The 16075-nt window shown below is 65.4% G+C and carries 15 protein-coding genes; 5 read left to right on the plus strand and 10 right to left on the minus strand.

The window, feature by feature from the left end:
• Positions 1–147 precede the first annotated feature (147 nt).
• The 3 genes from KVT32_RS12460 to carA form a co-directional block, all read right to left on the minus strand.
• A complete protein-coding gene (locus tag KVT32_RS12460) occupies positions 148–912 on the minus strand; it encodes an SDR family oxidoreductase (RefSeq protein ID WP_217618295.1) in 765 nt (254 codons plus the stop codon).
• 73 nt (positions 913–985) lie between these two features.
• Positions 986–4225, minus strand: coding sequence for a carbamoyl-phosphate synthase large subunit (gene carB / locus KVT32_RS12465; RefSeq protein ID WP_056326817.1), 3240 nt, complete (start codon positions 4223–4225; stop codon positions 986–988).
• Between the two features lie 10 nt (positions 4226–4235).
• Complete coding sequence (gene carA, locus KVT32_RS12470) at positions 4236–5390, minus strand: glutamine-hydrolyzing carbamoyl-phosphate synthase small subunit (RefSeq protein ID WP_062841732.1); 1155 nt, start codon at positions 5388–5390, stop codon at positions 4236–4238.
• A 234-nt stretch (positions 5391–5624) separates the two neighbouring features.
• Between carA and tal the strand changes: the two genes are divergently transcribed.
• The gene (tal, locus tag KVT32_RS12475; protein ID WP_142053866.1) at positions 5625–6578 is read left to right on the plus strand and encodes a transaldolase; all 954 of its coding nucleotides are present in this window, start codon (positions 5625–5627) and stop codon (positions 6576–6578) included.
• A gap of 39 nt (positions 6579–6617) precedes the next feature.
• On the opposite strand, the gene KVT32_RS12480 is transcribed toward tal, so the two are convergent.
• On the minus strand, positions 6618–7145 hold the full coding sequence (locus KVT32_RS12480; protein ID WP_152385290.1) for a carboxymuconolactone decarboxylase family protein: 528 nt from the start codon (positions 7143–7145) through the stop codon (positions 6618–6620).
• Positions 7146–7242: 97 nt separating this feature from the next.
• On the opposite strand from KVT32_RS12480, the gene KVT32_RS12485 reads away from it, so the two are divergent.
• Genes KVT32_RS12485 through KVT32_RS12500 form a run of 4 tightly spaced genes read left to right on the plus strand, consistent with a single transcriptional unit; the run spans position 7243 to position 11083 of the window.
• Positions 7243–9432 carry an ATP-binding protein gene (locus tag KVT32_RS12485; protein WP_217618296.1) on the plus strand — a complete coding sequence of 730 codons (2190 nt, stop codon included), beginning with the start codon at positions 7243–7245 and terminating at the stop codon, positions 9430–9432.
• A 25-nt stretch (positions 9433–9457) separates the two neighbouring features.
• Positions 9458–9814 carry a response regulator gene (locus tag KVT32_RS12490; protein ID WP_227741394.1) on the plus strand — a complete coding sequence of 119 codons (357 nt, stop codon included), beginning with the start codon at positions 9458–9460 and terminating at the stop codon, positions 9812–9814.
• Between the two features lie 10 nt (positions 9815–9824).
• Positions 9825–10457, plus strand: coding sequence for a hypothetical protein (locus tag KVT32_RS12495; protein WP_056326804.1), 633 nt, complete (start codon positions 9825–9827; stop codon positions 10455–10457).
• A gap of 50 nt (positions 10458–10507) precedes the next feature.
• Entirely contained in the window at positions 10508–11083 is a 576-nt protein-coding gene (locus KVT32_RS12500; RefSeq protein ID WP_056326802.1) for a biliverdin-producing heme oxygenase, read from the plus strand.
• A 25-nt stretch (positions 11084–11108) separates the two neighbouring features.
• On the opposite strand, the gene KVT32_RS12505 is transcribed toward KVT32_RS12500, so the two are convergent.
• The 6 genes from KVT32_RS12505 to KVT32_RS12530 form a co-directional block, all read right to left on the minus strand.
• Positions 11109–11903, minus strand: a complete 795-nt coding sequence (locus tag KVT32_RS12505; RefSeq protein WP_056326801.1) for an ABC transporter permease — start codon at positions 11901–11903, stop codon at positions 11109–11111.
• A gap of 3 nt (positions 11904–11906) precedes the next feature.
• Entirely contained in the window at positions 11907–12716 is an 810-nt protein-coding gene (locus tag KVT32_RS12510) for an ABC transporter ATP-binding protein (protein WP_217618297.1), read from the minus strand.
• Positions 12709–13749: an ABC transporter substrate-binding protein gene (locus tag KVT32_RS12515; protein WP_056326796.1), complete on the minus strand. Its 1041-nt coding sequence runs from the start codon at positions 13747–13749 to the stop codon at positions 12709–12711. The genes KVT32_RS12510 and KVT32_RS12515 overlap by 8 nt, the downstream gene beginning before the upstream one ends.
• Positions 13746–15020: a CaiB/BaiF CoA-transferase family protein gene (locus tag KVT32_RS12520; protein WP_152385295.1), complete on the minus strand. Its 1275-nt coding sequence runs from the start codon at positions 15018–15020 to the stop codon at positions 13746–13748. The genes KVT32_RS12515 and KVT32_RS12520 overlap by 4 nt, the downstream gene beginning before the upstream one ends.
• Before the next feature lie 67 nt (positions 15021–15087).
• On the minus strand, positions 15088–15696 hold the full coding sequence (recR, locus tag KVT32_RS12525; RefSeq protein WP_056326792.1) for a recombination mediator RecR: 609 nt from the start codon (positions 15694–15696) through the stop codon (positions 15088–15090).
• A 21-nt stretch (positions 15697–15717) separates the two neighbouring features.
• Complete coding sequence (locus tag KVT32_RS12530; protein WP_056326789.1) at positions 15718–16044, minus strand: YbaB/EbfC family nucleoid-associated protein; 327 nt, start codon at positions 16042–16044, stop codon at positions 15718–15720.
• Positions 16045–16075 lie beyond the last annotated feature (31 nt).

Here is a 16075-nt window from a genome sequence, read left to right on the forward strand (position 1 = left end):
GTCTGAACACGCTCATCGGTCCGCGTGTAGCGATAGCTAATCACTACAGTGGCCAAGATACAAGGTGTCTGACACCCCACGGAAGCACTCTACAGCCGACGCATCTGCTCCAAGGGTGTCAGACACCTGAGAACAACGCCGCTTGCGTCAGGCCGTCTTGCGCGGCTTGCGCGGGGCGTTGCGGGCGAGCCTGTCGTACACGGCGTTGGGGAGCAGGCGCATCAGCTTGGCCACCACACCCATCTGCCACGGAATCACCGTGTAGCTCGTGCCCTTGTCGATTGCCGCGCGGGCGCGCGATGCGAAGGCGTCGGCTTCCATCAGGAAGGGCATCGAGTACGGGTTATGCGCCGTCATGGCGGTTTTGATGTAGCCGGGCGCGATCGTCACCACGCCAATGCCCTGGGCGGCCAGTTCAAGCCGCAGGCTCTCGCAATACGTCGCCACCGCCGACTTGGACGCGCTGTAAGCGCCCGCCCCGGGCAGGCCGCGCACACCGGCCACGCTGGCGATGCCGACCAGCCGCCCCGCCCCCGCCGCGCGCATTGGTCCGATGAAGGGCTCGAAGGTGGAGACCGTGGCCAGCAGGTTAGTGTCCACGATGGCCTTGAACACGTCGAAATCCTCGCCATGGTCGGTCAGCGTGCCGGCACTGATGCCCGCGCTGGCGATGACCACGTCCACCCTGCCCTGGCAGAACGCGATGAAGTCCAGCGCCGCGGCATGCAGCGCCTGGCGGTCGCGCACGTCGACGGCATAGCAGCGGTGGGCGCCAGGCAGACTGCCGGCCAGTTCCTGCAGCGCGTCCTCGCGCCGGCCCAGCAGGCCCAGCGTGGCGCCCGATGCGGCGTATTGCTGCGCCAGCGCGCGGCCCAGCCCGCTGCTGGCGCCGGTGATGAAGACGTTGACCATGTGTGCCCGTCGCTGTGTTGGCGTTGCAAAGAATTAGGGCACGCTCTCGCGTGCCCTAACGTTGACTACCGGCTTAGCCGTGCAGGGAAGCGTGAAGCTCTTGCAGCGGGTACACCTGCAGGCCGAGGCCCTGGCGCAGATACTGCATGCCTTCGACCGCGGCGCGGGCGCCGGCGATGGTCGTGAAGAAGGTCACGCGGGCGGCCAGCGCCTGGGTGCGGATGGTGCGCGAGTCGGCGATGGCGTTGCGGCGTTCTTCGACGGTGTTGATGACCAGCGAGATTTCGCCGTTCTTGACCATGTCGACGATGTGCGGACGGCCTTCGTTGACCTTGTTCACCACTTGCACCGGAATGCCGGCGGCTTCGATCTCGGCGGCCGTGCCGCGCGTGGCGACCAGCTTGAAGCCCAGGGTGTGCAGGCCGCGCGCCACTTCGACGGCGCGGGGCTTGTCCTGGTTCTTCACGCTGATGAACACCGTGCCGGATTCCGGCAGACGCACGCTGGCTGCCAGCTGCGATTTCACGAAGGCTTCGCCGAAGCTCATGCCCACGCCCATCACTTCGCCGGTCGACTTCATTTCCGGTCCAAGGATGGTGTCCACGCCCGGGAACTTCACGAACGGGAAGACGGCTTCCTTGACCGAGAAGTAAGGCGGCACGACTTCCTTCGTGATGCCTTGCGCGGCGAGAGTCTGGCCGGCCATGGCGCGCGCGGCGATCTTGGCAAGCTGCAGGCCCGTGGCCTTGGAGACGTAAGGCACCGTACGCGAGGCGCGCGGGTTCACTTCCAGCACGTAGACGTCACCGCCCTGGATGGCGAACTGCACGTTCATCAGGCCGCTGACGTTCAGGGCCTTGGCCATCATCGTGGTCTGGCGCTTGATCTCGGCGATGACTTCCGCCGACAGCGAGTACGGCGGCAGGCTGCACGCCGAGTCGCCCGAGTGCACGCCGGCCTGCTCGATGTGTTCCATGACGCCGCCGATGAAGACGGTTTCGCCGTCGGCCAGGCAGTCCACGTCGACTTCGGTGGCGTTGTTCAGGAAGCGGTCCAGCAGCACGGGCGAGTCATTGCTGACCTTCACGGCTTCGCGCATGTAGCGCTCGAGGTCCTGCTGCTCGTGCACGATTTCCATCGCGCGGCCGCCCAGCACGTAGCTGGGACGCACGACGAGCGGATAGCCGATTTCGGCGGCGTGGGCCAGGGCCTCGCCTTCGGTGCGCGCGGTGCGGTTGGGCGGCTGACGCAGGCCAAGCTTGTTGAGCAGCTTCTGGAAGCGCTCGCGGTCTTCGGCGACGTCGATGGATTCGGGGCTGGTGCCGATGATGGGCACGCCGTTGGCTTCCAGGGCGCGCGCCAGCTTCAGCGGGGTCTGGCCGCCATACTGGACGATCATGCCGACAGGGTTTTCCTTGTGGACGATTTCCAGCACGTCTTCCAGCGTCAGCGGCTCGAAGTACAGACGGTCGGAGGTGTCGTAGTCGGTGGACACGGTTTCCGGGTTGCAGTTGACCATGATGGTCTCGTACCCGTCATCGCGCAGCGCCAGCGCGGCATGCACGCAGCAGTAGTCGAACTCGATGCCCTGGCCGATCCGGTTCGGGCCGCCGCCCAGCACCACGATCTTCTTGCGATCGGTGGGCGCGGATTCGCACTCTTCCTCGTACGTGGAGTACATGTAGGCGGTGCGGGTGGCGAATTCGGCGGCGCAGGTGTCGACGCGCTTGTAGACCGGGCGCACGTTGAGCTGGTGGCGCAGCTTGCGCACTTCGGATTCCGAGGAGTCCAGCAGGAACGCGAGGCGGCGGTCCGAGAAACCGCGGCGCTTCAGTTCGAACAGCGTGGCGTAGTCCAGGTCGGCCAGCGTCTTTTGCTCGAGCGCCAGCTCGATGTCGACGATTTCCTTGATCTGCGAAAGGAACCACGGGTCGATGTGCGTGATGTTGTGCACTTCGTCCAGCGTGAAACCTTGCGCGAAGGCGTCGCCCACGTACCAGATGCGTTCCGGACCGGGTTCGCCCAGTTCGACCTGCAGCTTTTCGCGGTCCGTGGTCTTCTGGTTCAGGCCGTCGACGCCCACTTCCAGGCCACGCAGCGCCTTCTGGAACGATTCCTGGAAGGTGCGGCCGATGGCCATGACTTCACCCACGGACTTCATCTGGGTGGTCAGGCGCGCGTCGGCGGTGGGGAATTTTTCGAAGGCGAAACGCGGCACCTTGGTGACCACGTAGTCGATCGTCGGTTCGAACGAAGCCGGCGTTGCGCCGCCAGTGATTTCGTTGCGCAGCTCGTCGAGCGTGTAGCCGACGGCCAGGCGCGCGGCGACCTTGGCGATAGGGAAACCCGTGGCCTTGGAGGCCAGCGCCGACGAACGCGACACGCGCGGGTTCATCTCGATGACGATCATGCGGCCGTTCTTGGGATTGACGGCGAACTGCACGTTCGAGCCGCCCGTATCCACGCCGATCTCGCGCAACACCGCGATCGATGCGTTACGCATGATCTGGTATTCCTTGTCGGTCAGCGTCTGGGCCGGCGCGACGGTGATGGAGTCGCCCGTGTGGACGCCCATCGGATCCAGGTTTTCGATGGAGCAGACGATGATGCAGTTGTCCGCCTTGTCGCGGACCACTTCCATCTCGAATTCCTTCCAGCCGAGCAGCGATTCTTCGATCAGGAGTTCGCTGGTGGGCGAGGCTTCCAGGCCGCGGCGGCAGATGGTTTCGAATTCTTCGGCGTTGTAGGCGATACCGCCGCCCGAGCCGCCCATCGTGAAGCTGGGGCGAATGACGGCGGGAAAGCCGGAGGTGCCGACTTCGGCCGCGATGCGGCGCTGCACTTCCCAGGCCTCGTCCATGCTGTGGGCGACGCCCGACTTGGCCGATTCCAGGCCGATGTCGGTCATGGCCTGCTTGAACTTCTGGCGGTCTTCGGCCTTTTCGATTGCGTGTTCGTTGGCGCCGATGAGTTCGACGTTGTGCTTCTTGAGCACGCCGTGGTGGGCCAGGTCCAGCGCGCAGTTCAGCGCGGTCTGGCCGCCCATCGTGGGCAGGAGCGCATCGGGCTTTTCACGCTCGATGATCTTTTCGACGGCTTGCCAGGTGATGGGCTCGATGTAGGTGACGTCGGCCGTTTCCGGGTCCGTCATGATCGTGGCCGGGTTGCTGTTCACCAGGATGGTGCGGTAGCCCTCGGCCTTGAGCGCCTTGCAAGCTTGCGCGCCGGAGTAGTCGAATTCGCAGGCCTGCCCGATGATGATGGGGCCGGCGCCGATGATGAGAATGCTTTTTAGGTCTGTACGCTTGGGCATGATGCAATCTTTACTTTTGGCCGGACATCAGGCTGATGAACTTGTCGAACAGCTCGAGGATGTCGTGCGGACCCGGGCTGGCTTCGGGGTGACCCTGGAAGCAGAAGGCCGGGCGGTCGGTGAGCTCGAAGCCTTGCAGCGTGCCGTCGAACAGCGACACGTGCGTCACGCGCGCGTTGGCGGGCAGGCTGGCCGCGTCGACGCCGAAACCGTGGTTCTGGCTGGTGATGAACACGCGCTTGGACGCCAGGTCCTGCACGGGGTGGTTGGCGCCGTGATGGCCCGTCTTCATCTTGACGGTCTTGCCGCCCACCGCCAGGCCCATGATCTGGTGGCCAAGGCAGATGCCGAACACGGGCAGCTTCTTGTCCAGGAAGGCACGCGTGGCTTCGATGGCGTAGTCGCAGGGCTCGGGGTCGCCGGGGCCGTTGGACAGGAACACGCCGTCGGGATTGAGCTTGAAGACCTCTTCGGCGGAGGTCTGGGCGGGCACCAGCGTGATGCGGCAGCCGCGGTCGGCCAGCAGGCGCAGGATGTTGCTCTTCACGCCGTAGTCGTAGGCGACCACGTGGAACTTGGACTGGTCGGGCGACGTGTATCCGCCTTCGAGCTGCCAGGTGCCTTGCGTCCAGCCGGTGCTTTCCTTGATGGACACGACCTTGGCCAGATCCTGGCCGGCCATGCCGGGAAAGCCGCGGGCGAGTTCAACGGCGCGCTCGGCGTCGGAACCCACGAGGATGCACGCGCCCTGGGCGCCCTTTTCGCGCAGGATGCGCGTGAGCTTGCGGGTGTCGATGCCGGAAATGGCAACGATGCCCTGCTCGTTCAGGTAGTCAGGCAAGGATTGCGTGGAACGGAAGTTCGACACGCGCGCGGGGCAGTCGCGTACCACCAGGCCGGCGGCATAGACGCGATTGGATTCCACGTCTTCGGCGTTGACGCCGGTGTTGCCGATGTGCGGATAGGTCAGCGTGACGATCTGGCCGCTATAGCTGGGATCGGTGAGAATTTCCTGGTACCCGGTCATCGCGGTGTTGAACACCACTTCGGCGACGGTATGGCCAGGCGCACCGATCGACACGCCTCGAAAAATGGTACCGTCCGCCAGAGCCAGAATTGCAGGAGGGAAGCGGTTGATCCCCTCGGGAAAGAGTTGCGGCAGCACAGTAAACCCCGGTTTTAGAATCGATAATCAAACCTTCGGATTATACCTTGACCGGCCGTTTTTCCCGGAGAACCGCGCCAAATAAGGCCGAAATCGGTGTTTTCGGCTGTTTTGCCGCGCCGTTGGGCGGCATTCCATGACCGCCCTCGGCCTTGCGGCGGACAGCGGCGTGACGGCGTCGGTGATACGCTAGCAGCACCTTCAACCCTAGCCTGCTGCGAGTCGTATAAGTCCATGCCCAGCCAACTTGACGCCCTGCGTGATCACACCACCGTTGTCGCCGATACCGGCGATTTCGAAGCCATGAAGGCGCTGCGTCCCACCGACGCGACCACCAACCCGTCCCTGATTCTTAAGGCCGTGCAGCAGGACGCCTACCGTCCGCTGCTGGAAAAGACCGCGCGCGAACACCGCGGCGCGTCCACCGCCGAGCTCATGGATCGCCTGCTGGTCGCCTTCGGCCGCGCGATTCTGGACATCGTGCCGGGCCGCGTGTCCACCGAAGTGGACGCCCGCCTGTCGTTCGACACCCGCGCCACCATCGAACGCGCCCGCGGCCTGATCGCCCTGTACGAGGCCGCCGGCATCCCGCGCGAGCGTGTGCTGATCAAGATTGCCTCCACCTGGGAAGGCATCCAGGCCGCCCGCGTCCTGCAGTCCGAAGGCATCCGCTGCAACCTGACCCTGCTGTTCTCGCTGCCCCAGGCCGTCGCCTGCGCCGATGCGCACGTGCAGCTCATCTCCCCGTTCGTGGGCCGCATCTACGACTGGCACAAGAAATCGGCCGGGGCGTCGTGGGTCGAAGAGGACAATACCGGCGCACGCGACCCCGGCGTTCAATCCGTCACCAATATCTACCGCTACTACAAGCACTTCGGGATTCCCACGGAGATCATGGGCGCGAGCTTTCGCAACGTGGGGCAGATCCTTGCCTTGTCCGGCTGCGACCTGCTGACGATCAGCCCGGACCTGCTGAACAAGCTGGCCTCCACCGAGGGCGACGCCCCGGCGCAGCTTCGCGCCGGCGACGCGCGCGGCGGCATCGAACGCATCGGTGCGGATGAAGTCACGTTCCGCACCCTGCTCAATGAAGACGCGATGGCCAGCGAAAAACTGTCCGAGGGGATCCGCCTGTTTGTGGCCGATGCCATCAAGCTGGACGCCCTGATCGACGCGCAGCGAGGCTGAGCCAGCGTGGCGCGCGGTGTTCGTCCGCGCGCTCCTTTCCTACCGGTGATCGTGGGAGTGCACCTGCAGCGCTTCCAGGAACCGCGATACCATGTTGTATGCGGCGATTGTCGCCGTCAGCTCGACCACCAGTTTTTCCGACCCCATGGCCGCCCGGACGGCGTCGAACACCGCTTCGGGAACCTGCACGTGACGCGTCATGGCGTCCGTGTAGGCCAGCACCGCCCGTTCGCGTTCGCTGAACAGACCCGAGGTTTCCCACGCATCCAGCGCATCGAGCTGCGCCTGGGACACGCCTTCCTTCAATGCGATCGGCGCATGCTGGTCGGCCTCGTAGGGCGCACCGTTGATGGCCGCCACCCGCATGATGACGAGCTCGCGCAGATCGCCCGGCAACGTGCTGAGCTGCCGGATCGACGTCAGGTAGTTCAGCCAGCCGTCGGCCACGGCGGGACTGTGCAGCAGCATCTGATACAGATGCAGCACACTGCCCCGCTGCTCGACGATACGTTCCACGAGGGGCCGTGCTTCGGGATGAGTCAAATCAGCGTAGGGCAAACGGGCCATGCGAACTCCGGAAGGTTAAGGGCAGCAAATGCACACATTCTCACAATATCTTTGACATAATGGCACTACCTCCGCGCGTCCACGGTTACTCACTCGCATGAATGCGCCCACAGAATCCTACCCCCAATTCACTCTCGCCAATTGCGATAGCGAACCGATACATATACCGGGCGCCATCCAGCCGCTGGGGGCGCTGCTCGCGTTCGACATGGACGGCACGCTGCGCTACGCCAGCGAAAATGCCGCCCAGCTGCTCGACACGTGTCTGACGCTGGACCAGCCCTGCGCGCCCGAGGCGCTGCCGCCCGGCCTGGCATACTGCCTGTCCACGTGGATCGGCAACCCTGACCCCATTTTCGATCCGCTGACCATCACGCTGGATCGCGCCACGTATGACGTCATTGGCCATCGCAATACCGATGGACTGACCATCGTCGAACTCGAGCGCCGCGCCGACGGCGTTGGCATTGCCGCCCCCGAGCGCATCTATCGCAGCATCGAGCGCGTGCGCCGGCAGCGCGACATTCCCTCGCTTCTGGACGGCATGGTGCGCGAAGTGCAGCGCGCCACGGGCTTTGACCGGGTGATGGCGTATCGCTTCCATCCCGACGACAGCGGCGAGATCGTGGCCGAACAGCGCCGCGCCGACCTGGACGACTGGGTGGGCCGCCGCTACCCCGCCGGCGACATCCCGGCGCAGGCGCGCCGGCTCTATACGGTAAACACCCTGCGCCTGATCGCCGACGCGACCTACCACCCCGTGCGCGTGCTGAGCGGCCCGTCGCCGGAGCCGCGCGCGCTGGACATGAGCTTTTCGGTCTTGCGCAGCGTGTCGCCCATCCATCTGGAATACATGGCGAACATGGGCGTGCGGGCGTCGATGAGCCTGTCGCTGGTGATCGGCGGCCGCCTGTGGGCCATGATCGCGTGCCACCACCACACGCCGCGGGCCTTGCCGTACCCTGCCCGCCTGGCGTGCGAAGCCATGGCGCAGGTCGTTGCCGCCACCGTGTCTGGCATCGAGGCGAACGAGCGGGCTGAACAATCCCGCCAGAACGCCGCGCTGGTCAGCAAGCTGGTCGAGCGCGTGTCGGCCTCTGAAAACGTGCATCAGGCGCTGTCGCAGGGCGGCGAAACGCCCGCCTCGCTGGTCCCGAACGACGCCGCGCTTTGCCTCTGGAGCAACAGCGTCACCGTGTTTGGCGGCATTGCGCCGCGCGGCGAACTGGCGGGCATTCTGAACGCGCTGGACCAGAGCGGGCAGCGCGTGGTGCACACCACCAACATCGCGCGCGATTTCCCTGAATTGCAGACCGAAATCGTCCCGTACGCGGGGCTGCTTGCCTGCAAGTTCGACCCCATGAACAATGGCTGGCTGATCTGGCTGCGCAAGGAACAGATCGAGACCCTTGTATGGGGCGGCAAGCCGGAAAAGCAATACGCCGTCGGCAGCCTCGGCCCGCGCCTGACTCCGCGCGGTTCGTTCGAGGCGTGGCGCGAAGTCGTACGCGGGGTCTGTCTGCCCTGGCTGCCCTCCGAGCTGGAAGCCGTGGACAATCTGCGCGACGAGCTCTCACACATTTCGACCAGCCGCGCCGCCGACGTCGACCGCGCCCGCACCGCGCTGCTGGCCATGCTGGGCCACGATCTGCGCGATCCGCTGCAATCGATCTCCATGGCCGCAACGCTCTTGTCGCGCACCGATACCGGGGCGCGCATGGGCGAGCGCATCCGCTATTCCAGCGGCCGGATGCAGCGCCTGATTTCGCAGGTGCTGGACCTGTCGCGCCTGCAGGGCGGGCTGGGATTGGGCATCGAAAAGCGGCTGTGCGACCTGTCGGCATTGGTCAACGGCCTCATCGAGGAAAAGCGCCAGGCCTACCCTGGCCTGCGTATCGAAACCGACGTGCCGGACGGCCTGACGCTCATGGCCGATACCGACCGCATCGCGCAGGTGGTGACCAACCTGATGAGCAACGCGCGCCAGCACGGCGCGCCGCGTCAGCCCATTGTGGTGAACGTGTCGGCGTCCGGCGACGGCGTCACGCTCAGCGTCATCAACCATGGCGAACCGATCGCCGATGACGTGCTTGCGCATCTGTTCTCACCCTTCAAGCCGGAGTCCGTGGGCCAGTCGCGCAACCGCACCGGCCTCGGCCTCGGCCTGTACATCGCCGAGCAGGTCGTGCGCGACCACGGCGGCGACATCTCGGTCCAATGCCGCGACGGACTCGTGATCTTCACAGTCTCGTTGCCCCGCGCCTTGCCGGAATCAACCCCCTCTTGAACCTGGGAGACATAACTTGAACGAAGTGCGCGCCATGCGCGTCCTGCTGGTGGACGACAACGAAATGGGATCGGAACTGCTGGCCGAGTTCCTGGCGCTTTCGAACCTGGAGACGCGGTGCGCCGCCACCGGCGCCGAAGCCCTGGAGCTGGTCGGCACGTTTGCGCCGGATGCCGTGCTGCTGGATATCCTGCTGCCCGACATGGACGGCTACGAGCTCGCCAAGCGCCTGCGCGAACGCGCCAATCCGCCGCGCATCTACGCGCTGAGCGGCCTGGCGCGGCACGAACGACGCGATGCCATCAATGGCATCTTCACCGGATGGATCGAAAAGCCGGCGGACCCCGACGCGCTCCTGGCCATTCTGCACGAGGCCAACTGACGGTTCTTCCATGATGCAATCCGACACCCTTGGCCGACTGGCCGTGAAGGGCGTGCAGCTCAAGGTGCTCAGCCAGATCTTTCCGGTGCTGCGCCACGAAGTCCTGGGCCCGCTGTCCAGCGCCTCTCTCGCGGCCGCCATGCTGCGCCAGGCCCCTGAAGGCGCCAGCGACGAAGCCGTGCAACAACGCTGCGAACGCCTCGCCGGCGATCTTTCCGACATGCTCGACGAAAGCGTGAACGTGGTGCGCGACCTGGAAGGATGGCTGAGCGACGGCGGCGCCAACGTGGCGTGCGGCGACCTGCTGCAGGACTGCCGCAAGCTGATGTTTTCGCACCTGCTGTTGTCGCACCACGGCATTCGCTGGCCGGAGCAAGTCGCCCACGCCGACGTGCCGCTGTTCAGCACCCGTTACCTGGTGCTGGCGTGGTTGTTGTGCCTGTTGCCGCTGGTGCCGGCCGACACCCACCTTGAACTGGATGCCTCCGAACCCGGCGTCTGGCGCGCCCGCGTCCCCGAGGGCGAAGCGGCCTCCGAACGGCCGCCCGCGTTCGACGCCCAGGAAGTCGAGCTGCTTGCGACGGCGGCGGGCTGGCGGCTGGAACGCCAGGACCGCTGCTGGTCGCTGCATCTGCCCGCTTAACCGATTCCATCGAGACTCGTCTCGTCAAGACCCTTCACTACAAGAACGCCATGATTTCTCCCGTCCACCAGGTGCTGCGCGAAGGCACCCGCGACCGTCACGAAACGCTGGATCACGGCCTGGCGCTGGCCGACGGCGATGTGGACCGGGGCAACTATCTGGCTTACCTGCGTGCGCTTCTGGGATGGCTGGAACCGTTGGAAGAGCGGCTCTGGCAACTGGATTGGCCGCGGGAACTGCGTGCGCCGGAACGCGCCGGCAAGACCACCTGGCTGTACGAAGACCTGCAGGCGGCCGGCGATACCGCGCCCATCGTTCATTGCGCGCATCCCCCGCAGGTGGCAGCGCCCGACGCCTACGCATTGGGCGTCGCGTACGTTGTGGAAGGTTCGCAGTTGGGCGGCCGGTTCCTGGCCAAGCGGCTGCAGGCGGCGGCGCCCGACCTGCCCCAGCGGTACCTGCGCGGCTATGAAGAAGAGGTGGGACCGCTGTGGAAGGCGTTCTTGCTGTATCTGGACAGCGAGGCTGGCGCGCGGGACCGCGAGGCGCAAGCGCTGCAAGGCGCCCGTGACGCGTTCGACAGCCTGACCGGCTGGCTGCGCAGCCAGGGTGCGCTGCGGGCCTGAGCCCGGCAGCGCACCGGCAAGGCATCTATAGCTTTTCGGTTTCGCCCGATTTGGGCTGCCACTTCATCAGGCGCTTTTCGCCGACCCCGACGATGGTGTCCAGGATCAGTGCAAAGGCCGTCAGCACGATGATGCCGGCAAACACGGTGTTCACGTCGAACGTGCCCTCGGCCTGCAGGATCAGGTAGCCCACGCCGCTTGCCGACCCGAGGTATTCGCCCACGACCGCGCCCACGAAAGCAAGCCCCACCGACGTATGCAGGCTGGAGAACACCCAGCTCGTGGCCGACGGCAGATACACATGGCGCAGCAACTGGCGCTTGCGCGCGCCCAGCATGCGGGCGTTGTCCAGCAAGGTGGGGCTGACTTCGCGCACGCCCTGGTAGACGTTGAAGAACACGATGAAGAACACCAGCGTCACGGCCAACGCCACCTTGGACCAGATGCCCAAGCCGAACCACATGCCGAAAATGGGTGCCAGGATGACGCGCGGCATCGAGTTGGCCGCCTTGATGTACGGGTCGAGGATGGCACTGGCGCGCGGCGACAGCCCCAGCCACAGACCAAAGCCCAGACCGGCGATCGTGCCGATGAAAAACGCCAGCACGGTCTCGGTCAGCGTGACGGCCAAGTGGGTGTAGATATCGGCATTGGTGACGAACCACGCCCAGATCCGCCCCCAGACCTTCAGCGGCTCGCCAAAGAAGAAGGCGACCTTGGGATCGCGCGACGCGAAATGCCAGACGGCCAGGATGATGACGAGAAGCAGCAATTGCCAGATGCGCAGGCTGCCGGAACCGGATTTATTCAGTTTGGGCATGGTTCAGGCTCGCTTCTGTTGGGCATAGCCCTTGAGCACTTCCTCGCGCAGCACACCCCAGATGGCGGCATGCAGCTCGACGAAACGCGGGTCGATGCGCACTTCGGCCACATCGCGAGGACGCGGCAGATCGATGGCAAATTCTCCGATGGGATGGGTGCCCGGACCGGCCGACAGCACGATCACGCGATCGCTCATGGCGATGGCTTCGTCCAGGTCATGGGTGATGAACAGCACCGCCTTGCGCTTGGCCATCCACAGATCCAGGACCTCGTTCTCCATGAGCTGGCGCGTCTGGATGTCCAGCGCGGAGAACGGTTCGTCCATGAGGATGATGTCCGGGTCGCGGATCAGCGTCTGCGCCAGCATGGCGCGCTTGCGCATGCCGCCCGACATCTGGTGCGGGTAACGGCCCTCGAAGCCGCCCAGGCCGACCCGGCGCATCCATTCACGTCCGCGATCCAGCGCTTCGGATCGGGCCACGCCGGCGAACTCCAGGCCGGCGATGACGTTGTCCAGCGCGCTGCGCCAGGGCAAGAGCGCCTCGCCCTGGAACATGTAGCCGGCGCGTTCGTTGATGCCGACAAGGGGCTGGCCGGATACCTTCACCTGCCCCGACGACGGCGCCAACAAACCGGCGCTGACGTTGAGCAGCGTGGACTTGCCGCAACCGGTCGGGCCCACCACGGACACGAACTCACCTGGCGCAATGGCCAGGGTCGTGTCGCTGACCGCGGTGTAGCGCTGCGACCGGTCGTCACGCGAGACAAAGGTGCAACTTATGTTTTCCAGCGACAGTGCAGCTTCAGCCATTGGCATACTTCTCGTTGGCGCGGCGCGCGAAATCGTTGGTCCATACCTTCGACGGATCGACCTTCGCGCTGTCGAAGTCAGTCTGATAGGCGGCCAGCGCCTTGAGCGCGGTGGCCGCGCCATCTTCCGGAATCATGCCGTCAGGCGACAGGCCTTCCATGCTCTTGCCGAGCGCGGCCTTGTACACGGCCGGATCGCCGAGCAGATAGGTTTCCGGCACGACCTTGGCGATTTCGTCGGGGCCGGCCTTCTGGATCCACTTGTCGGCGCGGACGATTGCGTTGGTCAGCGCCTGGACAGTGTTGGGGTTGGCGTCGATGAACGCCTGCGGCGCGTACAGGCAACCGGCCGGCATGTTGCCGCCGAAAATTTCCTGCGTGTCCTTGAGCGTGCGCGTGTCGACGATGATCTGGATCTCGCCGGGCATTTCCAGCATCGAGACCACCGGGTCCGTGTTGGAGATGGCGTCGATCTGGCCGCTGCGAACGGCGGTCACGGCACCCGCGCCGGCGCCCACGCCGATGAAGGAAACGTCCGAGGCCTTAAGGCCATGCTTGGCCAGGAAGAAGCTGACGACCATGTTGGTGGACGAACCCGGCGCGGTCACGCCGATCTTCTTGCCCTTCAGGTCGGCCGGGCCCTTGTAGCCTGGGATGTTCTTCTTGGACACGCCCACGCCGATCATCGGCGCGCGGCCTTGCAGCACGAAGGCGCGATAGGCCTGGCCCTTGGAATGCATGGACAGCGTGTGCTCGAAGGCGCCCGAGACCACGTCGGCGCTGCCGCCCACCACGGCCTGCAAGGCCTTGGAGCCGCCGGCGAAGTCGGCGATGCTGACGTCCAGCCCTTCGTCCTTGAAGTAGCCGCGCACCTCGGCAATCGTCAGCGGGAGGTAGTAGATCAGCGGCTTGCCGCCGACTGCGATCTGCACCTTGGTCTTTTCGAGTTTCTGCGCGCGCACGATGGCAGGGGCCATGCCCATGACGCCGGCAGCGCCGGCCATCTTGAGCAGTTCACGGCGGGTGACTGTCATTGGTTTGTCTCCTGGTTGTCGGATTTTCCGATAGCGCCGGTCTTCGCCAGCTCGTCGATAGCCGCTGAATCATACCCCAGCGATTTCAGGACTTCCTCGGTATGTTCCCCTAATTTCGGGCCTACCCAGCGCGTCTGGCCGGGCGTTTCCGAGAGCTTGGGAACCACGCCGGGCAGCTTGACGGGGCTGCCGTCGGCAAGGCGATGCTGCTCGATCATGCGGCGCGCAAGGAACTGCGGGTCGCTGAACATATCGGCCACGCTGTAGATCTTGCCGACCGGCACGTCGGCGCGCTTGAGCGCCTCAAGGGCCGATTCGATGCCGCGTCCGTCGCACCATTGCTGGATGGCCCCGTCGATCTCCTGGACACGCCGCGCGCGACCATCGTTGCGCACCAGGTCCGGATCCTCGGCTAGATCTTCGCGGCCGATGGCCCGCATCAGGCGATGAAAGATCGCGTCGCCATTGCCGGCGATGACGATGTTCTGGCCGTCGCGGGTGGTATAGGTGTTGGACGGCACGATGCCGGGCAGCGCGCCGCCCGTGCGCTCGCGCACCACGCCGGCCACGTCGTATTCGGGGACCAGGCTTTCCATCATGTTGAACACGGCTTCGTACAGGGCCACGTCAACCATCTGGCCCTGCCCTGCCTGGCATTCATCGCCCGTCTTTCCGTTCCAGCGGCCGCCGGTGGCGTCGCGATGGCGTAGCGCCATCATCGCGCCGATCACGCCATGCAGCGCCGCGATGGAGTCGCCGATGGAGATGCCCACGCGCAGCGGCGGACGGTCCGGATGGCCGGACACGTAGCGCAGGCCGCCCATCGATTCGCCGATGGCGCCAAAGCCGGGCTGATCCTTCATAGGGCCCGTCTGCCCATAGCCGGACAGCCGGACCATGATGAGGGCGGGATTGATGGCCCGTAGCTGTTCGTAGCCCAGCCCCCACTTTTCCAGGACGCCGGGGCGGTAGTTTTCGACCACCACATCGGCGTCCAGTGCCAGCTTGCGGGCGATCTCCTGGGCGCGGGGGTCTTTCAGGTTGAGCGCGATGGATTGCTTGTTGCGGGCCTGCACCGTCCACCACAAGGAATTGCCCTCGTGCAGATGGCGCCAGCTGCGGATGGGATCGCCGCCGCCCGTGCCGTCAGGCCCGTGCGGGGTTTCCACCTTGATGACGTCGGCGCCGAATTCGCCGAAGATGCGCGCGGCGAACGGGCCGGCGATAAGCGTGCCGAGTTCCAGGACTTTGAGTCCGGTCAGCGCTGACATGGTTTGTCTTCCTCACATTGGTTGCCCTGCCGATGCGTTGCCGGCGGGCGTTCTGGTACCGCGAGCGTCAGGTGGTCTTGCGCTCCATCAGGGCCCAGGCGATGGTACCGGCGTCGACGTATTCGAGCTCGCTGCCGGCCGGCACACCACGCGCCAGGCGCGTGACCCGCAGGCCGCGCTCGCCAAGCGCCTCGCCCAGGAAGTGCGCGGTGGTCTCGCCTTCGGCCGTGAAGTTGGTGGCCAGGATGACCTCCTGCACCACGCCGTCGGTGGCGCGTTTGATCACGCGGTCGAAATCCAGCTCGCGCGGGCCGATGCCTTCCAGCGGCGCGACGCGGCCCATGAGCACGTAGTACAGGCCGCGATAGCCGTGACTGGACTCGATCATGTTCTGGTCGGCCGGGGTTTCCACGATGCACAGCAGCGAGGGATCACGCTTGGCGTTGGAGCAGGTCGCGCAGACCTCGTCTTCGGAAAAGCTATTGCAGCGCGCGCAGTGCTTCAGATCCCGCACCGCGCCGGCAAGCGCCCGCCCCAGCATGTCCGCGCCTTGCGGATCATGCTGCAACAGGTGGTAGGCCATGCGTCTGGCCGATCGCACGCCCACGCCGGGCAGGCGTCGCAGCGCTTCGATCAGCGAGACCAGCGGCTCGGGTTCAGGCAGTAAGGGATCCATTGCAGCCTATGGCAGCGGCTATCAGAACGGCAGCTTCATGCCCGGGGGCAGCGGCATGCCGGCGGTCACCGACGCCATCTTCTCCTGGGAGGTGGCTTCGGCCTTGCGCAGCGCGTCGTTGAACGCGGCGGCGACCAGGTCTTCCAGCATGTCCTTGTCGTCGGCCAGCAGCGACGGATCGATCTCGACGCGCTTGACGTCGTGACGGCAGGTCATCGTGACCTTCACCAGACCGCCGCCCGAGGCGCCTTCGACCTGGATGTCGGCCAGCGCGTCCTGCGCCTTCTTCATGTTTTCCTGCATCTGCTGCGCTTGGCGCATCAGGCCGGCGAGTTGTCCTTTCATCATGATGGGAGCTTCCTTGAACGAGGGGAATGAG

This window comes from Achromobacter sp. GbtcB20 (assembly GCF_019091095.1).
In the GTDB taxonomy this organism is placed as follows: domain Bacteria; phylum Pseudomonadota; class Gammaproteobacteria; order Burkholderiales; family Burkholderiaceae_B; genus Achromobacter; species Achromobacter mucicolens.